The 18,309-nt window shown below is 69.4% G+C and carries 20 protein-coding genes; 2 read left to right on the top strand and 18 right to left on the bottom strand.

The window, feature by feature from the left end; translation table 11 throughout:
• Window positions 1-16: 16 nt before the first annotated feature.
• The 10 genes from tatC to R2E43_RS30195 all read right to left on the bottom strand — a co-directional run bounded on the left by tatC (window position 17) and on the right by R2E43_RS30195 (window position 8,543).
• Window positions 17-967, bottom strand: coding sequence for a twin-arginine translocase subunit TatC (gene tatC, locus R2E43_RS30240; protein ID WP_210984765.1), 951 nt, complete (start codon window positions 965-967; stop codon window positions 17-19).
• 47 nt (window positions 968-1,014) lie between these two features.
• The gene (gene tatA / locus R2E43_RS30235) at window positions 1,015-1,302 is read right to left on the bottom strand and encodes a Sec-independent protein translocase subunit TatA (RefSeq protein WP_003977193.1); all 288 of its coding nucleotides are present in this window, start codon (window positions 1,300-1,302) and stop codon (window positions 1,015-1,017) included.
• Window positions 1,303-1,578: 276 nt separating this feature from the next.
• Complete coding sequence (locus R2E43_RS30230) at window positions 1,579-1,773, bottom strand: membrane protein (protein WP_003977192.1); 195 nt, start codon at window positions 1,771-1,773, stop codon at window positions 1,579-1,581.
• Between the two features lie 10 nt (window positions 1,774-1,783).
• Complete coding sequence (locus tag R2E43_RS30225) at window positions 1,784-2,104, bottom strand: hypothetical protein (protein WP_063739119.1); 321 nt, start codon at window positions 2,102-2,104, stop codon at window positions 1,784-1,786.
• Window positions 2,101-3,183, bottom strand: a complete 1,083-nt coding sequence (locus R2E43_RS30220) for a helix-turn-helix transcriptional regulator (protein WP_011027894.1) — start codon at window positions 3,181-3,183, stop codon at window positions 2,101-2,103. The genes R2E43_RS30225 and R2E43_RS30220 overlap by 4 nt, the downstream gene beginning before the upstream one ends.
• A gap of 18 nt (window positions 3,184-3,201) precedes the next feature.
• The gene (locus R2E43_RS30215; RefSeq protein ID WP_011027895.1) at window positions 3,202-4,155 is read right to left on the bottom strand and encodes a helix-turn-helix transcriptional regulator; all 954 of its coding nucleotides are present in this window, start codon (window positions 4,153-4,155) and stop codon (window positions 3,202-3,204) included.
• A 137-nt stretch (window positions 4,156-4,292) separates the two neighbouring features.
• On the bottom strand, window positions 4,293-4,664 hold the full coding sequence (locus tag R2E43_RS30210) for an FKBP-type peptidyl-prolyl cis-trans isomerase (protein WP_003977188.1): 372 nt from the start codon (window positions 4,662-4,664) through the stop codon (window positions 4,293-4,295).
• 59 nt (window positions 4,665-4,723) lie between these two features.
• Window positions 4,724-5,731: an FKBP-type peptidyl-prolyl cis-trans isomerase gene (locus tag R2E43_RS30205; protein WP_332056728.1), complete on the bottom strand. Its 1,008-nt coding sequence runs from the start codon at window positions 5,729-5,731 to the stop codon at window positions 4,724-4,726.
• Between the two features lie 181 nt (window positions 5,732-5,912).
• Window positions 5,913-7,274 (bottom strand): Pup--protein ligase, encoded by a 1,362-nt coding sequence (pafA, locus tag R2E43_RS30200; RefSeq protein WP_003977186.1) that lies wholly within the window; start codon window positions 7,272-7,274, stop codon window positions 5,913-5,915.
• A 9-nt stretch (window positions 7,275-7,283) separates the two neighbouring features.
• The gene (locus tag R2E43_RS30195; RefSeq protein ID WP_093455808.1) at window positions 7,284-8,543 is read right to left on the bottom strand and encodes an MFS transporter; all 1,260 of its coding nucleotides are present in this window, start codon (window positions 8,541-8,543) and stop codon (window positions 7,284-7,286) included.
• Between the two features lie 103 nt (window positions 8,544-8,646).
• On the opposite strand from R2E43_RS30195, the gene R2E43_RS30190 reads away from it, so the two are divergent.
• The gene (locus R2E43_RS30190; RefSeq protein WP_016325854.1) at window positions 8,647-9,657 is read left to right on the top strand and encodes a LacI family DNA-binding transcriptional regulator; all 1,011 of its coding nucleotides are present in this window, start codon (window positions 8,647-8,649) and stop codon (window positions 9,655-9,657) included.
• A 14-nt stretch (window positions 9,658-9,671) separates the two neighbouring features.
• On the opposite strand, the gene prcA is transcribed toward R2E43_RS30190, so the two are convergent.
• From prcA to arc, 6 genes are all read right to left on the bottom strand, one after another.
• Window positions 9,672-10,442: a proteasome subunit alpha gene (prcA, locus tag R2E43_RS30185; protein ID WP_193485826.1), complete on the bottom strand. Its 771-nt coding sequence runs from the start codon at window positions 10,440-10,442 to the stop codon at window positions 9,672-9,674.
• 61 nt (window positions 10,443-10,503) lie between these two features.
• Entirely contained in the window at window positions 10,504-11,349 is an 846-nt protein-coding gene (gene prcB, locus R2E43_RS30180; protein ID WP_003977182.1) for a proteasome subunit beta, read from the bottom strand.
• The gene (locus R2E43_RS30175; RefSeq protein ID WP_011027898.1) at window positions 11,301-11,894 is read right to left on the bottom strand and encodes an endonuclease VII domain-containing protein; all 594 of its coding nucleotides are present in this window, start codon (window positions 11,892-11,894) and stop codon (window positions 11,301-11,303) included. Before R2E43_RS30175 ends, prcB begins: the two co-directional genes overlap by 49 nt.
• Before the next feature lie 33 nt (window positions 11,895-11,927).
• The gene (locus tag R2E43_RS30170; protein ID WP_011027899.1) at window positions 11,928-12,146 is read right to left on the bottom strand and encodes a ubiquitin-like protein Pup; all 219 of its coding nucleotides are present in this window, start codon (window positions 12,144-12,146) and stop codon (window positions 11,928-11,930) included.
• Window positions 12,147-12,324: 178 nt separating this feature from the next.
• Complete coding sequence (gene dop, locus R2E43_RS30165; protein ID WP_016325856.1) at window positions 12,325-13,836, bottom strand: depupylase/deamidase Dop; 1,512 nt, start codon at window positions 13,834-13,836, stop codon at window positions 12,325-12,327.
• 232 nt (window positions 13,837-14,068) lie between these two features.
• Window positions 14,069-15,835 (bottom strand): proteasome ATPase, encoded by a 1,767-nt coding sequence (gene arc / locus R2E43_RS30160; RefSeq protein WP_011027900.1) that lies wholly within the window; start codon window positions 15,833-15,835, stop codon window positions 14,069-14,071.
• A gap of 245 nt (window positions 15,836-16,080) precedes the next feature.
• Here arc and R2E43_RS30155 point away from each other — a divergent pair, with 245 nt between their 5' ends.
• Entirely contained in the window at window positions 16,081-16,386 is a 306-nt protein-coding gene (locus R2E43_RS30155) for a ferredoxin (protein ID WP_003977176.1), read from the top strand.
• Between the two features lie 74 nt (window positions 16,387-16,460).
• Here R2E43_RS30155 and R2E43_RS30150 read toward each other — a convergent pair whose 3' ends face one another.
• Together R2E43_RS30150 and R2E43_RS30145 are read right to left on the bottom strand one after the other, a co-directional pair.
• Window positions 16,461-17,051, bottom strand: coding sequence for a hypothetical protein (locus R2E43_RS30150; RefSeq protein ID WP_003977175.1), 591 nt, complete (start codon window positions 17,049-17,051; stop codon window positions 16,461-16,463).
• A gap of 235 nt (window positions 17,052-17,286) precedes the next feature.
• Window positions 17,287-18,189, bottom strand: a complete 903-nt coding sequence (locus tag R2E43_RS30145) for a tRNA (adenine-N1)-methyltransferase (RefSeq protein WP_011027901.1) — start codon at window positions 18,187-18,189, stop codon at window positions 17,287-17,289.
• Window positions 18,190-18,309: the final 120 nt, after the last annotated feature.

The following is an 18,309-nucleotide window of genomic DNA, read 5'->3' as shown; positions in this document are numbered from 1 at the left end:
ACCGCCCCGGCGGTCCTCAGGTCACGTCGTCGTAGCCGTTGACCCGGTCCTTCGTGGCCTGCTCGGGCAGGGCACGGGCGGTGGTCACGGGCTCGACCTCGCCGATGTCCTCGGGGGTGAGGTCCAGGTCGGACGCCTCGTCGTCGTCGGGCTCCAGGGCCTCGAGGCGGGCCTTGCGGCGGTCGTTCAGCAGGGAGACGACGACCGCGGCGAAGTACAGGACCCAGATCGGACCGGCCAGCATGATCATCGTCAGCGGGTCGGTGCTGGGCGTGGCGATGGCCGCGAACAGCGTGATGCCCATGATCATCGCGCGCCACCAGCCGAGCATCCGCTTGCCGGTCAGCACGCCGGTGAAGTTGAGCATGACCAGCAGCAGGGGCAGCTCGAAGGAGAGACCGAAGACGACCACCATGCGCGTGACGAGGTCGAGCAGTTCGTCCAGCGGCAGCAGGTTGTCGACGTCGTTCGGCGTGAACTCGATCAGCACCTTCGCCGAGGTGGGGAGCACCGCGTAGGCGAAGTACGCGCCGGCGAGGAAGAGCGGGGCGCCGGTGGCGACGAACGCGTAGGCGTACTTCTTCTCGCTCCTGTGCAGCCCCGGGGCGACGAACGCCCACAGCTGGTAGAGCCAGACCGGCGAGGCCAGCACGACACCGGCCGTCAGGGACACCTTCAGCGCCAGGGTGAAGGGGCCGAGCAGACCGTTGATGGTGATCTGCGCGCACGGCTCCGAGCCGGCCTCCGACTGGGCCAGCTCCGCGAACGACTTCTCACAGCCGATCGACTGGAGGATCGGATCCGTGAGGGCGTTGATGATCCACTGATAGAAGAAGGCGGCGACCACCGTGACGACGACGATGGCCAGCAGCGCCTTCGCGAGCCGGTTGCGGAGCTCACGAAGGTGTTCCGCGAGCGGCATCCGCCCCTCGGGGTCCTTCTCCTTGTTGCGGGCAGGCTTCAGCAACCCACGTTCCCATCTCGTGCGGCGGGCCGGAGATCACCGGCCCTGCGTCAGCGCTTGGTCGTGTCCGTCGGCTCGGTGACCGGACGGGAGCTGGTCACGTCGCCGGGGGCGGCCTGGATGGTGCGCTGCGCCGCGGACTGCTCGGGGTTCGGCGGGTCGGCGGGAGCGGCGTCGTCGGCCTTGGCCTCGCTCTTCATGGCCTTGGCCTCGCTCTTGAGGATGCGCGCCGACTTGCCGAGCGACCGCGCCATGTCCGGAAGCTTCTTCGCGCCGAACAGCAGGATGATGACGACGAGGATGAGAATGATCTCGGGGGCGCCGAGCCTTCCGAACATAAGTCTTTACCTTCTCACCGAGGCGGCTGGGTGGGTGCTGTCCGACCGGCCGGACATACGTCCGATCGATCGTCTTGTGCAGCGATCGTAACGCTCAGGGGTGAACGTGAGGCAATCCCCGTGCGTACTCCCGTCCGCGACCGGGCCTCGTTTTCCTGGCCGCGACCAGCAGCGTACCGCCCGGGGCCCGTGGGGTGACAGGGCGAAGTGTCCCAAAACGTAACTCACACCGGCCTGTCGGGCCGCCGGCACCGCCCCGTGGCGGGTTTCAGCCGTTCACAAGGCGTCCACGGCACGGGCGGCGCTCTCGGTCGCGCGCTCCAGGTCCTCGGCGGCCCGGCTGATCCGGCGGGCGGAGTCGGTCACCTGCCGGCCGAGGCGCTGCGCCTCCACGAACACCTTCACGGCGAACACCGCGAGGACGGCGAGACCCAGGAAACCCACGGCAACCGCGAACATCGGCCAGAACATGACGTCGAGACTAGACGGTGGAGTGCAGGCGCAGGGTCCTGACCCCGCCGCCGGTGAGCAGCTCCACCACCCGCTCCCCCGCCGGCTTGCGCACGGCCGACCCGCACTCCGGGCAGGTGAACGAGTAGAAGGTGGTCCGGCTCGTGGCGCCGATGGCCAGGCGCAGGGCGCTCGCGGCCAGTTCGAAACGGCCCCGGCAGTCCGGGCAGCCCGCCTTGAACACGACCGGTGACACGCGTCTCATGCCGGCGAAGGCGACCGCGGCGGTCATGCCCGGTCCGGACGGCCCGGACGGCCCGGACGGCCCGGACGGCGCCAGAGGGTCGCTCACAGTCCTTGCTCCTGCCTGTCGTGCCGCCCCTCGGCCGCCGCTGCCCCGTCCCGCGCGCCCTCGGCGGTGTCGACCCCGCCGTGCGCCCCGGCCGCCTCGATCCCGTCGTACGCGGCGAGCGCCTCGCGGGCGGCCCGCCGGGCGCTGTCTGCCAGTGCGGGCGGGGAGACGATCCGGCCGTCGCGTCCGAGCCGCAGCGCGAGCCGCCGCAGGGAGGCCGGGTCGGGAGTGCGCAACGTGATACGCAGACCGCCGTCGGGACGTTCATCGGCGCTGTCGTGCGGGTAGTACTCGGCGACCCAGCGCCCGCCGGGACCGACCTCGACGACGACCTCGGGGTCCTCCGCGGCGGGCTGCACCAGCCCCTCGGACAGGTCCCGCAGCTCCACCTCCGGCGGTGCGGACGGCTCGTCCAGGATGCGGATCTCGGCCACCCGGTCGAGCCGGAAGGTGCGCCGGGCCTCGGAGCGGCGGCACCAGGCCTCCACGTACGTGTGCCCGACGCTGACCAGCCGGATGGGGTCGATCTCCCGCTCGGTGACCTCGTCGCGGGCCGGCGAGTAGTAGCGGATCCACAGCCGGCGGCGCTCCGAGATGGCCCGGTCGACGTCGGCGAAGACACCGCCCTCGGACTCGAAGGTGACGGACAGGCGCGAGCTGGCACCGGCGGCCTCACCGGCCGAGGCCTCCACCTTCGCGGTCGCCCGCAGCAGCGCCTGCCGGTCGCTCTCGCGCAGCCCCGGCAGGGTCGCGACGGCACGGGCGGCGACGAGCAGGGCGGTCGCCTCGTCGGCCGCCAGCCGCAGCGGCTCCGCCGCGTCCGCACCCAGCGCGGCGGGGTTGTGCCACCAGATGCGCTCGCCGTCGGTGTCGATGTCGAGGAGGTCGCCGCCGCGGAAGCTGGTCCCGCACATCGGGAGCACGTCGAGGTCGGAGACCAGCTCGTCCTCGGTGATGCCGAAGGCACGCGCGACGTCCTCGACCCGGGCCCCGGGACGCTCACGCAGATACGTCACCAGGGACAGCATCCGCCGGGTCTGGTCGATGGCGTTCACGGGCCTGACCGGTTTGCCTGCCACAGTGTTGTCCGCTCCCCCTCAGCCCTTGGCGACGGCACGCAGCCGGTCCACCACGTCCGCACGCAACTCCGCCGGCTCCAGCACCACGACGTCCGGCCCGAACTCCACCAGCCAGGCGTCCAGGCCGTGCCCGTACGGAATCTCCAACTCGTCCCAGCCGTCACCGAGTTCCCGCACCCGGCCGGCCTTCGCCCGAAGGGGGTACCCCGCGCCCGCACGCAGCCGGATCAGCGCCGACCGGTCGGCGGTCTCCCCCGCCCAGCTCGCGACCGTCTCGCGGACGGTGACGACGTCGGGCACCGGCGCGGTGAAGCGCGAACCGCGCGAACGCACCTTCCCGGTGATCCGCGACAGCCGGAACACCCGCTCGGCACCGCGGTCGCGGTCGAAGCCCGCCAGGTACCAGTGGCCGCGCCAGCACTCCAGCGCCCACGGCTCCACGTGCCGCGGCTCGGGCTGGACGGCGTTCGCCTTGCGGTAGTCGAAGAGCACCGGCCGACGGTCGCGGCAGGCCAGCATCAGCGGCTCGAAGGCCGCCTCGTGCACCGGGATACGGGGCTCCAGCGCGCTGTGCGCCTCGTAGGGGTCGACGTCCTCGGGCAGTCCGGCCGCCCGCAGCTTCTGCAGCGCGCCGCTCGCGGCACCGGCGAGGCGGGCCTGCTGCCACACCTTCGCGGCCAGGCCGAGCGCGGCGGCCTCCTCGGCGTCCAGGGTGATGGGCGGCAGCCGGTTGCTGTCCCGGCGGGCCAGGTAGCCGATCTCCCCGTCGAGGCTCTCCACGGTCTCGATGACCAGTCCCAGCTCGCGCAGATCGTCCTTGTCGCGCTCGAACATGCGGTTGAAGGAGTCGTCGGAGCCCGCTTCGAGGTAGGCCTCGACCGACTCGCGCAGCTCACGCTTGCTGAGTGGCCGCCGCGTCCCGAGCAGACACAGCGCCAGGTTCATCAGCCGCTCGGCCTTGGCAATGGCCATCGACGCCCTTCTCCCTATGGTGCTTACGACGGATGACCGTACCGCCCCGCGGTGGCGCGGGAAAAGCCGAGGGCCCACGCCCGGACAGGCATGGACCCCAGGTGACCGGCTCCGAACGCCGACCGCTCGTACTTCGATCAGACTCCGAGCAGATCGACCACGAAGATCAGCGTCGAGCCGGGCGGGATCGCCGGGGCCGGGCTCTGGTCGCCGTAGGCGAGGTGCGCCGGGATGGTCAGCTGGCGACGGCCGCCGACCTTCATGCCCTGCACGCCCTGGTCCCAGCCCTTGATGACGCGGCCGCCGCCGAGCGGGAAGCGGAACGGCGCACCGCGGTTCCAGCTGGCGTCGAACTCCTCGCCCGTGCTGAAGGTCACGCCCACGTAGTGGACGGTCACGGTCTGACCGGCCTCGGCAACCGGGCCGTCGCCCTCCCAGATGTCCTTGATCTCGAGGTCCGCCGGGGGCTCGCCGCCCGGGAAGTCGACCTCGGGCTTGTCGATGCTCACGTGTTCAGCTCCTGCTTGTCTGCGGAAAGGCAACGGCCCAAGTCTTACATCCCCGGGCGTCACATCTTCGCGAGGATGTCCACGGAGAAGACCAGCGTGGAGTCCTTCTCGATGCCGCTGCCCTCCGGCGGGCTGTCGCCGTAACCCAGGTCCGGCGGAATGACGATGAGGACGCGGCTGCCGACCTTCTTGCCCGTCAGCCCCTGCGCCCAGCCCTTGACGACCTGCTGCAGCGAGAACGACGTCAGCTGCTTCCTGCCGTACGTGGAGTCGAACTCCTTGCCGCCGTCCCACAGCACACCCTTGTACTGCACGAGCACGCTGTCCTGGGCGCCGACCTCGGCGCCGTCGCCCTCCAGGACGTACTCGGCGACGAGCTTCTTCGGCGCGTCGGCCTTCGGCACCTCGATGGAGGGCGCCTTGCCGTCGGTGTTGGTGCCGACCTTCGGCAGGGCCGCGTCGTCCTGCGCGACCTTCTTGCCCTGGGCGCTGCTCTTCGCGTTGAAGGTGTCCTGGACGTCGACCACGAACACCAGCGTGTCGTCGCCCTTGATGCCCGCCTGCTCGTTGCCCTGCTCCCCGTACCCCCAGGTCGGCGGCACCGAGAACTGGACGCGGCTGCCGGTCTTCTTGCCGGTGAGCGCGTACCGCCAGCCGTCGATGATGCTGCCCTGGGCGAGCTGGATGACCAGCGGGGTCTTGCGGTCGTAGCTGTTGTCGAAGACCTTCGCGCTCTGCCAGACCTGGCCGAGGTAGTTCGCCGAGACGAAGTCGTTCTCCGCGACGGCCTTGCCGCCGCCCCCGATGACCGTCTTGACCGCGAGGTCCTTGGACGGCTCGCCGCTGCCCTTGGCGACGGTCGGCTTCTCGTCGAACTTCGTCCCCGCCGTGATCGCCGGCAGCGGACCGTCGACGATCTTCGGCGGCGGCGCGGCCGAGGTGGCCGACGCGTCGGGCGACGGGCTCTCGCTCGCGTTGCTCGATGAGCCGGAGTCGTCGCTGTCACCGCAGGCGGCGAGCGTGACCAGTCCCGTGGGGACGGCGATGAGGAGTGAGCGTCGGCGCACGGTGGGGGCCTCGTATCGGTATCGGTATCGGGTCGGTCCTGCTGGCTGGCGTGCGCGCAACTCTACGGCGTGAGAAGGGCACCGCACGGCTAACATACGGTGCCCGTGTGGCGTTCCGCGCTTTCGCGCCGAGACGCCCCTCTCACCCGTCCGGACTCATGCCGCCCGGCTCAGACCCGGCTCACATCCCGGCGATCAGCTTCTCCACCCGGTCGTCCACCGAACGGAACGGGTCCTTGCACAACACGGTGCGCTGCGCCTGGTCGTTGAGCTTGAGGTGGACCCAGTCGACGGTGAAGTCCCGGCGCTGCTCCTGGGCCCGCCGGATGAAGTCGCCGCGCAGCCGGGCCCGAGTGGTCTGCGGCGGAACGGACTTGCCCTCGAAGATCTTCAAGTCGTTGGCGACCCGGGCCGCCTGGCCCTTCTTCTCCAGCAGGTAGTACAGACCACGACGTCGGTGGATGTCGTGGTAGGCGAGGTCTATCTGCGCGACCCGCGGGTGCGACATGGTCATGTTGTGCTTGGCCCGGTACCGCTCCAGCAGCTTGTACTTCATGACCCAGTCGATCTCGGTGCCGATGCGGTCGAGGTCCTCGGCCTCGATGGCGTCCAGCGTGCGGCCCCACAGCTCCAGCACCCGCTCCACGGTGCCCGTGCGGATGCCGCGGCGCTCGCAGAAGTCCACGGCCTTCTCGTAGTACTCCCGCTGCACCTCCAGCGCCGACGCCTCCCGGCCGCTGGCCAGACGCACCTTGCGGCGCCCGGTGATGTCGTGGCTGACCTCGCGGATCGCCCGGATCGGGTTCTCCAGGGTCAGGTCCCGCATCACCGTGCCCGCCTCGATCATGCGCAGCACCAGGTCGGTGGCGCCGACCTTGAGCAGCATGGTCGTCTCGGACATGTTCGAGTCGCCCACGATGACGTGCAGACGCCGGTAGCGCTCCGCGTCGGCGTGCGGCTCGTCGCGCGTGTTGATGATCGGCCGGGACCGGGTCGTCGCCGAGGAGACGCCCTCCCAGATGTGCTCCGCCCGCTGGCTGACGCAGTACACCGCACCGCGCGGCGTCTGCAGCACCTTGCCGGCACCGCACAGCAACTGCCTCGTCACCAGGAACGGAATGAGGATGTCCGCGAGCCGCGAGAACTCCCCGTGCCGGGCCACGAGGTAATTCTCGTGACAACCGTACGAGTTGCCCGCGGAGTCGGTGTTGTTCTTGAAGAGGTAGACGTCGCCCGCGATTCCCTCCTCGTGCAGGCGTCGTTCGGCGTCCACCAGGAGTCCTTCGAGAATGCGCTCGCCCGCCTTGTCGTGGGTGACGAGTTCGGTCACGTTGTCACACTCGGGTGTCGCGTATTCCGGATGTGATCCCACGTCGAGATACAGGCGGGCACCATTGCGCAGAAAGACGTTGCTGCTTCGGCCCCATGACACGACACGGCGGAAGAGGTACCGCGCCACCTCGTCAGGCGACAGGCGGCGCTGTCCCCTGAACGTGCACGTGACGCCGTACTCGTTCTCCAGCCCGAAAATGCGGCGGTCCATGACTGAACATTACGCCTGATGACCCGAACTGAAACGGGGTTCGACGGCACGGTTTGGATCATTTTCCGATGAAGCCGCAACCACCGCCTCCCGCGCGGGAGCTGCGAGGACCCGCCCGGTGCACGCCAGTACGAGCAGCGAGACGAAACCCGCCGCCCCCGGCACCGCGAAGCCCCACAGTGCCCCACCGTGCTCCACGACGGGGCCCGCCAGGCCCGTCCCCACCGAGGCCCCCACGGTGAACGTCGTCACGAGCCACGAGAACGCCTCCGTCACCGTGCCGCGCGGCGCGTGCAGGTCGACGAGCACGAACGCACAGGCGATGCACGGCGCGAGGAACACACCCGCGAGCACCGTCAGCAGCACCATGGCCACCGCGCCCGGCATCAGCATCAGCGGCAGATAGCAGACCGCCAGCAGAGCCACCAGCAGCCGCAGCCGCCGCGCCGGCTCACCCGCCCACTGCCGCGCCCCGTAGACCGCTCCCCCCACCAGCGCACCGAGCCCCAGCGCGGCCATCAGCCACCCGTACACGGCGTCGCCCCCGTGCTCGTCGGCGTACGGCACCGAGGCGACCGTGATCGACCCGAGCGCCATCCCGATGAACAGGAACGCCCCCAGCAGCGCCAGCAGCCCGCCCGAACGCAGCGCACCCAGCCAGTGCGCCTCCCGGGGCGCCGACCGCCACGCGCGCGAGGGCGGCGACACGACCACCGACAGCGCACCCAGCACACCGACCCCGTTCAGCACGAGCAGCGCCGCCATCGGCGACCACAGCGACACGCACACCGTCACCAGCAGCGGCCCGACGGTGAACATGACCTCCTGCGCCACGGCGTCCATCGCGTACGCCGTGTGCACCTGGTCCTCCTTGGGGAGCACGCTCGGCCACAGCGCCCGCAACCCGCCCTCCAGCGGCGGCGTGAACAGCCCCGCGACCCCCACGGACAGGTACGCCGGCGCGGCCGTTCCGGTGCCCGCGAAGGCGAACACGGCCATCGCCAGTGCCGACAGCACCGCGGCCGGCAACTGCACCCGCGGCTGCCCGTGCAGGTCGACCAGCCGCCCCAGCACCGGCTGGCCCACGGCGTTCGCGACGCCGTACACCGCCGCCAGCGCCCCGGCGAGGCTGTAGGAACCCCCCTCGGCCCGCACGAACAGCACGATCGCGATCGCCGCTGTGGCGTTGGGCAACCGCCCGACCAGCGTGCCGACGAGCAGCCGCACGGCATGCCTCGCCCGGAGGATGTCCAGATACCCGGCGACCACGGCGCACCTCCCTGTCCCACTCCAGCAAGTGTTACGTATAACTTCTCTCGCCATACGTACCATGTCGCCAGTTCAGCAGTCCAGACGAAAGCGCAGGCGAACGGTGGCACGAGGCAGCACCCGCCCCACGAGCCGGGACGTCGCCCAGGCCGCCGGCGTCTCCCAGGCAGCCGTCTCGCTCGTCCTCGGCGACAAGTGGCGCGGCCGCGTCTCCGAACCGACCGCCCAGCGGGTCCGCGACGCCGCACTGGAACTCGGCTACCGCCCCAACCTCGCCGCACGCAACCTGCGCCTCGGCCGCACCCGCACCGTCCTGCTGGTCGTCCCCGCACTCACCACGGAGTTCTTCGCGGAGGTGTACACCGGCGCGGCCCGGGTCGCCGCGGAACACGGCTTCGGAGTGGTCCTGTATCCCTCACCCGAGGGCGTGGGCCCCGCCCGGGACCCCTTTGCCTCCGCCCAGGCCGCACTGGACGGCGTCATCGCCTCTTCCATGGCCGCCGACGCCCTCTCCGCCATCCGGGGCGACCAACTCCCCCTCGTCATGCTCGACAGCGACCCGGAGGGCAGCCTGGGCGCCGCCACCGTCAACCTCGACATCGCCGACGGCATCCGCCAGGTCACCGAGCACCTGCTGTCCCTGGGCCACCGCGGCTTCCTCCACCTCGCGGCCGACATCCCCTCCTGGACCTTCGAGGTACGCGCCCGCGAACTGGCCTCGCGGCTCGCCGACGCCCCTGGCACCGAGCTGCGCACCATCCGGGCCCCCATCTCGATCGAGGGCGCCCTGCGGGCCACCGAGGCCGCCCTCGCCGCGCCCGGGCCCCGGCCCACGGCACTGGTCTGCGACGACGACAAACTGGCGGCCGGCGCCTACAAGGCCATCCGGCGCGCCGGACTCCGCGTCCCCGACGACCTGTCCGTCACCGGCCTGGACGACCTCGGCCTCGCCACCGCCATCGACCCCGAACTCACCACCGTCCGCCTCGACGCGGAGGCCTTCGGCGAACGGGGCATGCGCGCACTGCTCGCGGTACTGGAAGGCAGGCCCCCCGAGAAGGGGGACCTGCCGGTCAGCCTGGTCGTACGGGGGTCAACGGCCCCGCCGCGATGAGGTGAGGTGAGCGCCTACTCCTCGTCCGACCCGGAGTCGGTCTCGGCCTCGGCCTCACCGTCCGCCGACGCCGCACCCGCCGCCGCACCCGACTCCAGCAGCCGCGACAGCTGCCCGCCCACGATGCGCTTGAACTTGCGCTGCTGCGGACGCGTCCGGTCCAGCACCGCGACCTCCAGCCGCTCCGCCGGGATCTCCCGTTCGGTCCCGTTGGTGTCGCGGGACAGCGCCTGCACCGCCAGCTTCAGCGCCTCGGCCAGCGTCATGCCGTCCCGGTGCCGCTGGTCCAGATACCCGCTGATCTGCTCCGCGTTGCCCCCGACCGCCACCGAACCGTGCTCGTCCACGATCGAACCGTCGTGCGGCAGCCGGTAGATCTGGTCGTTCTCCGGGCTGTCACCGACCTCCGCGACGACCAGCTCCACCTCGTACGGCTTCTCGGCCTGGCTGGAGAAGATCGTGCCCAGCGTCTGGGCGTACACATTGGCCAGGCCGCGCGCCGTCACGTCGTCACGGTCGTAGGTGTAACCCCGCAGATCGGCATAGCGCACGCCACCGATCCGCAGGTTCTCGTACTCGTTGTACTTACCGGCGGCCGCGAAGCCGATCCGGTCGTAGATCTCGCTGAACTTGTGCAGCGCACGGGACGGATTCTCACCGACGAACACGATGCCGTCGGCGTATTGCAGCACCACCAGGCTGCGACCACGCGCGATGCCCTTGCGGGCGTACTCCGCCCGGTCCGCCATCGCCTGCTGAGGAGATACATAGAACGGCGTCGACACCGGTTATCCGTCCCTTCCTGTCGAAATCACTGGACCACCTGACAACGAAGACCCGCGCCCGCTACAGCAGCGCGGCCCGTGGGCCGTCGGGCTGCTCCAGCCGGGCCTGCAGCACCGAGCCGGCCAGCTCCGCGGCCTCGTCCTCACCGAGCCGGCGGAAACCGTCCTCGGTGATCACAGTGATGATCGGATAGATCCGGCGGGCGACATCGGGACCACCGGTCGCCGAGTCGTCGTCAGCCGCGTCGTACAGCGCCTGCACCACGAGCGTCGTCGCCTGCTCCTCGGTCAGGTCGTCACGGAACAGCTTCTTCATCGCACCCCGCGCGAAGACCGAGCCCGAACCCGTGGTCGCGAAGTGCCGCTCCTCGGAGCGGCCGCCCGTCACGTCGTACGAGAAGATGCGACCCCTGCCCCGGTCCACGTCGTACCCGGCGAACAGCGGCACCACGGCCAGCCCCTGCATCGCCATGCCCAGGTTGGACCGGATCATCGTCGACAGACGGTTCGCCTTGCCCTCCAGGGACAGCTGCGCGCCCTCGACCTTCTCGAAGTGCTCCAGCTCCAGCTGGAACAGCTTCACCATCTCCACGGCCAGACCCGCCGTGCCGGCGATGCCCACCGCCGAGTACTCGTCGGCCGGGAAGACCTTCTCGATGTCCCGCTGGGCGATCATGTTACCCATGGTGGCCCGCCGGTCACCGGCGAGGACGACGCCCCCGGGGAACGTGACGGCCACGATGGTGGTGCCGTGCGGTGCCTCGATGACGCCCTGCACCGGCGGGAGCTGCCGGTTGCCCGGGAGCATCTCCGGCTGGTGCTCACCGAGGAAGTCCATGAAGGATGAGGACCCGGGCGTCAGGAAGGCAGCTGGTAGACGCCCGGTGCTACGAGTGTTGGCTTCCACGAGGTTCCCTCCAGGTAGGCGGCAGCCCGACGAACAGCGTCGGGATCGTCTCCCAACTTGCCGATGGCCGAATTGCAGTTGAAGCACAGTACGCCACGGACCTTACCCGTCTTGTGACAGTGATCCACGTGTACGGCCGGAGCCTTCAAACAAATCACGCAGAGGCCCATCTGAGAGGCGACCATCGCGTCCCGCTCGGCCTCGGTGAGGCCGTAGTGACGCTTCAAGTGCCCTACTCGGCCCTTCGCCGCTTTGCAGGTCTTGCAGAGCGTCGCCAGACCGTCCGAAGCCGTACGATTCCGGGTCCACTCGCTGTGGGGTTTGATCTCCCCGCACGTCCGGCAGAGCTTGTGCCCCTCGGGCACCTCCACTCGGGGTCGGACGTTGCACCCCTTGGCCACCTGGCGTTCTTGGTGGTAGGCCGCAGCACACTCTCGGCAGTAGGCCTGCAGCCCGTCACGCATCGCCTTGTTTCGTGCAAACGCTGCCCGCGGCTTGTGGTCCTTACACCGCGAGCAACGCCTACCAACTTCTTCGATCGCCAAGCGAACCCCCCGCTACAGCCTTCATTTCGAAGGCTACTCGCCGCCCTTTTGAACGAATGAGCGAACGAAGTCCTCTGCGTTCTCCTCGAGTACATCGTCGATCTCGTCCAAGACGGAGTCCACGTCGTCGCTCAGCTTTTCCTGGCGTTCCTTGAGGTCCTCCGATGCCTGCGCGTCCTGCGCCTGCTCCTCGACCTCTTCGGTGGACCGCGTGGCCTTCTGCTGCCCGCCGCCGGTGTCCTTGGTCGCCATAACCCTCACCCCGCTCGGTTCGCCCGACACAGTTGCTCGGTCAAGATCAGACCCTACAGATCTGGTCCGACATCGGCCCCGCACTTCCTCCAACGTACGGGGACCATCTCCATGGTTCCCGGACCTGGGATATTCCACCCTGTCCGGCTGCTTACTCCCCGGTACCCGCTCGGGTCGCTCACCCGCCGGCCAGGACCCTGACCAGGTCTTCCGCCGTGCGGCAGCGGTCCAGGAGCTCCTTGACGTGATTACGCGTTCCGCGAAGCGGTTCCAGGGTTGGCACCCGCTGGAGCGAGTCCCGGCCCGGCAGATCGAAGATCACCGAGTCCCAGGAGGCCGCCGCGACGTCGTCCGCGTACTGCTCCAGGCAGCGCCCGCGGAAGTAGGCCCTGGTGTCCTCCGGCGGCTTCGTACGGGCCCGCTCGACCTCGTTCTCGTCCAGCAGGCGCTTGATGCGGCCGCGGTCCACCAGGCGGTTGTAGAGGCCCTTGTCGGGCCGTACGTCGGCGTACTGAAGGTCGACGAGGTGCAGCCGGGCGGCGTCCCAGTCGACGTTGTCGCGACGGCGGTAGCCCTCCATGAGCTCCCGCTTGGCGACCCAGTCCAGTTCGCCGGCCAGGCTCATCGGGTCGTTCTCGAGCCGGTTGAGGGTGTCCTCCCAGCGGCCGAGGACGTCCTTGGTCTGGTCGTCGGCGTCCGCGCCGTAGCGTTCCTCGACGTACTTGCGGGCCAGCTCGTAGTACTCCATCTGGAGCTGTACGGCGGTGAGTGTGCGGCCGCTGCGCAGCGTGACGAGGTGCTTGAGCGTGGGGTCGTGCGAGACCTGGTGGAGGGTGCGTACGGGCTGGTCGACGGCGAGGTCGACGGCGATGAAGCCGTCCTCGATCATGGAGAGGACCAGGGCCGTCGTGCCCAGCTTGAGGTAGGTAGAGATCTCCGACAGGTTCGCGTCGCCGATGATCACGTGCAGGCGGCGCCATTTCTCGGCGTCGGCGTGCGGTTCGTCGCGGGTGTTGATGATGGGGCGCTTGAGTGTCGTCTCCAGGCCGACCTCTACCTCGAAGTAGTCGGCGCGCTGGCTGAGCTGGAAGCCGTGTTCGTGGCCGTCCTGGCCGATGCCGACGCGGCCGGCGCCGGTGAAGACCTGGCGGGAGACGAAGAAGGGTGTCAGGTGGCGCACGATGTCCGAGAAGGCGGTTTCCCGCTTCATCAGGTAGTTCTCGTGTGTGCCGTAGGAGGCGCCCTTGTTGTCGGTGTTGTTCTTGTAGAGGTGGATGGGCTGGGCGCCGGGCAGCTGGGCGGCGCGTTCGGCGGCCTCGGCCATGATGCGTTCGCCGGCCTTGTCCCACAGGACGGCGTCGCGCGGGTTGGTGACTTCCGGAGCGCTGTATTCGGGGTGGGCGTGGTCGACGTAGAGCCGTGCTCCGTTGGTGAGGATGACGTTGGCGAGGCCGATGTCCTCGTCGGTGAGTTGGCTGTTGTCGGCGGCCTCGCGGGCGAGGTCGAAGCCTCGCGCGTCCCGGAGCGGGTTTTCCTCCTCGAAGTCCCAGCGGGCCCGGCGGGCCCGGTGCATCGCCGCCGCGTAGGCGTTGACGATCTGGGACGAGGTGAGCATGGCATTGGCGTTGGGGTGGCCGGGGACGGAGATTCCGTACTCCGTCTCGATGCCCATTACTCGCCGTACGGTCATGCGGCCCTCCTTGCCCGGCGGCGCCCGTAGTGGGCGCCGCTCAAGTACCGCTGGCGCTCCGATGCGTGTGCGGTGCCCGTCCCCGCACTGCGCGACTCGGCGGTATGGAAGAGCCTAGAACGCCTTTGCGCTGGCGGGGAGATCATTTGCGTCATTGCCTTGCTCCAGCCGGGGCTCCGGAAAACAGTCGGCTGCGGGTACCCGGTGTGGGCACCCGCAGCCGCCCCGCGTTTTACAGGTACTGACCGGTGTTTGCCACCGTGTCGATGGAGCGTCCGGTGTCCGCGCCCTGTTTTCCGGTGACGAGCGTACGGATGTACACGATCCGTTCGCCCTTCTTTCCGGAGATGCGGGCCCAGTCGTCGGGGTTGGTGGTGTTGGGCAGGTCTTCGTTCTCCTTGAACTCGTCCACGCAGGCCTGGAGGAGGTGGGAGACGCGGAGGCCCTTCTGGTTCTTGTCGAGGAAGTCCTTGATCGCCATTTTCTTGGCGCGGCCCACGATGTTCTCGATCATGGCGCCGGAATTGAAGTCCTTGAAGTAGAGGACTTCCTTGTCGCCGTTGGCGTAGGTGACTTCCAGGAAGCGGTTCTCCTCGGATTCGGCGTACATCTGTTCCACCGCCGTCTGGATCATGCTGGAGACGGTGGCCGACTTGTCCTTCTCGTGCTCCGCGAGGTCGTCGGAGTGGAGGGGGAGGCGTTCGGTGAGGTACTTGCCGAAGATGTCCTTGGCCGCTTCGGCGTCCGGACGTTCGATCTTGATCTTCACGTCGAGCCGGCCGGGCCGCAGGATGGCGGGGTCGATCATGTCCTCGCGGTTGGAGGCGCCGATGACGACCACGTTCTGCAGGCCTTCCACGCCGTCGATCTCGGCGAGCAGCTGCGGGACGATGGTGTTCTCCACGTCCGAGCTGACGCCGGAGCCGCGGGTGCGGAAGAGGGATTCCATCTCGTCGAAGAAGACGATGACGGGGGTGCCCTCGCTGGCCTTCTCACGGGCTCGCTGGAAGACCAGGCGGATCTGCCGCTCGGTCTCGCCGACGTACTTGTTGAGGAGCTCGGGGCCCTTGATGTTGAGGAAGAAGCTCTTGCCGGCGGCCTGGCCGGTGACCTCGGCGACCTTCTTGGCCAGCGAGTTGGCGACGGCCTTGGCGATGAGCGTCTTGCCGCATCCGGGGGGCCCGTAGAGCAGGACGCCCTTGGGCGGTCGCAGCTCGTGCTCCCGGAACAGGTCGGGGTAGAGATAGGGGAGCTCGACCGCGTCGCGGATCATCTCGATCTGCCCGCCGAGGCCACCGATCTGCTCGTAGCCGATGTCGGGGACCTCTTCGAGGACGAGTTCTTCGACCTCGCTCTTGGGGACGACCTCGTAGACGTATCCGGAGCGGGGTTCGAGGAGCAGGGCGTCGCCGGGGCGGATGGTGAGTCCGCGCAGGGGTTCGGCGAGCCGTACCACCCTTTCCTCGTCGGTGTGGCCGAGCACCAGGGCGCGCTCGCCGTCCTCGAGGATCTCCTTGAGGGTGACGATGTCGCCGACGCTCTCGTACTCCATGGCCTCGACCACGTTGAGTGCTTCGTTGAGCATCACTTCCTGGCCGCGCCTCAGCTCGTCGAGCTCGACGCTCGGGCTGACGTTCACCCTGAGTTTGCGGCCGCCGGTGAAGATGTCGGCGGTGCCGTCCTCGTTGGCCTGCAGGAAGACGCCGAAGCCGGCGGGGGGCTGGGCCAGCCGGTCGACCTCTTCCTTGAGGGCCACGATCTGGTCGCGGGCCTCGCGGAGTGTGCCGGCGAGTCGCTCGTTCTGGGCGGACACGCCGGCCAGGTTGGTCTGCAGTTCGACGATCCGCTCTTCGAGAATTCTCGTGTGTCGCGGAGATTCGGCGAGCTTGCGTCGCAGGACGGCGATCTCCTGCTCAAGGTAGGCCACCTGCCCGGCCGGGTCCTCGGACCCGCGTCCCGGGCGGATGCCGCGGTTCATGTCGTCGTCGTGGGCTGCCACGGTCCTCACCTCCTCCAAGGGGAGCTGGACGCTTCCAGACCCTACCTGGGTGGGTGTCGATTGAAACCCCTAGATCACAAAGACTGTCGGGGTGTGTCCGATCTTCACCCTTGCGCTCTCCCTCACGCCAGGGGAATACCCACGGAACGTGGGGGGAACCCCGGCGGGGGTAGGGTCGAAGTGTTCAACACCCGTCAGAGCTGGCCGGATTCCCGAACGGCTCGGCGCAGGAAACGGCAGGAGAGATGAGCGTGCAGCAGGAGGCCGCTGTCGACGGCGAGGCTCTGGAGGTCTGGATCGACCAGGACCTGTGTACCGGCGACGGCATCTGCGCGCAGTACGCGCCCGAGGTGTTCGAGCTGGACATCGACGGTCTGGCCTACGTGAAGGGCGCGGACGACGAGCTTCTGCAGGCCCCGGGCGCGACAACGCCCGTGCCGCTGACGCTTCTCACGGATGTGGTGGACTCGGCGAAGGAGTGTCCGGGCGAGTGCATCCATGTACGTCGCGTTTCGGACAGGGCCGAGATCTACGGTCCGGACTCAGAGTGAGCAAAATGTGACTTGGCGCGTACGTTCCGTGACTGCTGTCTGGTGTGTCACACCGTCTGTCCCGGGGGCGCCGGTCACACGGTGCGTGCCTGTGAGGGCGTGTCGCTGACGAACGCGCCGTTCTTCCACTGCCACTTCACGTCGTCGGTGACGTCGGGGCAGCAACTGGGCACGTCGGCGGACGAGTAGCCGAGAAGTGTGGCGCGGACGACGCCGTCGCGCACCGAGAGTTCGGTGGCGGTGCGGCGGTCCTTGGGGTCCACGAGGGTGGCCACGACGCGGGGCTTGCCGCCGTCGGTGTCCCGTGTGATGACGTACACGCCGTCGGGCGGGGTGCCCATGGGTGCGTCGCAGTGCACCGCGGCCACCGTTTCGGGGCGGCCGTCGCCGTCGAGGTCGCCGGAGGCCTTCTTCTGCACCAGGGCCTTGACGGGGCCGCATTCCAGGGGGAAGGCCACGGTGGCCGGGTCCGGCGGCGCGATGTGGGCGGGGGCGCTCTTCGGTCCGGGGGCCGCGGCCTTGTCGGCGCTCTGGGCGGCCGTGGCGGCGTCGGGCTGGAGGACCGAGGACAGGGCGACCACGCCCGCGACGGCCGTGGCGGTGGCCACCCAGTGGATCGGCCGGGTGTGGGTGTGCGAGAGGTCCGGAACGGCGGGGTGCTGCACGAGGAGTGTCTCCTGTGAGGGCTGTGCCGGTGGGGGTGGCCAGCATCGTGCCACACGTCACAGTGCGGGGGAACGGCGGGGTGGGTACGCGTTCCGATTTCCGTGCGGGCGCGTGTCCGGTTGCTCGGTCGCCGTCGTGCGGTGGCCGTCAACGCGTCGACGCCGTGGTGGAGTTCCCGGAGGGTCCGGGAACTCCACCACGGCGTCTGTACGTTGTATGCGGCACGGGGCCGCCTCAGCGGCCGGAGCCTCCGCCGGCGTTGGGGCCGTCGTAGTCCTCGCCGTAGGCGCCCTTGGCGGGGCGGCGGCGGCGCATGGGCGGCTCGACGCCGTCGGCGAGGCGGCGGGCGGTGAGCAGGAAGCCGGTGTGGCCGATCATCCGGTGGTCGGGGCGGACGGCGAGGCCCTCCACGTGCCAGTTGCGGATCATCGTCTCCCAGGAGGTCGGCTCGTTGAAGCAGCCGATCTCGCGGATGGACTCGACGGTCCTGGCCAGCTGGGTGGTGGTCGCGACGTAGCAGCACAGGATGCCGCCGGGCACGAGGGCCTTCTTGACGACGTCCAGGCACTCCCACGGGGCGAGCATGTCCAGGATGACGCGGTCGACGTCGGTGTCGGACAGGTTGTCCTGGAGGTCGCCGACGGTGAGCTGCCAGGCGGGGTGCGGGCCGCCGAAGTAGCGCTGCACGTTCTGCTGGGCGATCTCGGCGAAGTCCTCGCGGCGCTCGTAGGAGTGCAGCATGCCCTGGTCGCCGATGGCGCGCAGCAGGAAGCTGCTGAGGGAGCCGGAGCCCACGCCTGCTTCCACGACGCGTGCGCCGGGGAAGATGTCGGCGAAGGCGAGGATCTGCCCCGCGTCCTTCGGGTAGACGACGGCTGCCCCTCGGGGCATGGACAGGACGTAGTCGGGGAGCAGGGGGCGCAGCGCGAGGTAGGCGACGTTCCCGGTGGTGCGGACGACGCTGCCCTCGGGAGCACCGATCAGTTCGTCGTGGGGGAAGGAACCCTTGTGGGTGTGGAAGTTCTTCCCGGCCTCGAGCGTGAACGTGTAGTGGCGGCCCTTGGGGTCGGTCAGCTGAACCTGGTCCCCGACCGTGAAGGGCCCGCGCCTGCGGGCGGCACCGGTCGGTTCGGACATGTGACCAGCCTACCGGTTCCCCGCCGGGGGCTTGACCAGCGTAGGCGGGTGGTGGCCGCGGGGCGTGCGAACGGCCCGGGTCGTACGGCGTTGCTGGCGCCGTTCCCGGCGTCCCTTCGG

This window comes from Streptomyces violaceoruber (assembly GCF_033406955.1).
Classification (GTDB): domain Bacteria; phylum Actinomycetota; class Actinomycetes; order Streptomycetales; family Streptomycetaceae; genus Streptomyces; species Streptomyces violaceoruber.
The sequence above is the reverse complement of the archived record's forward strand: the minus strand, read 5'-3'. Positions and strand labels throughout refer to the sequence as shown.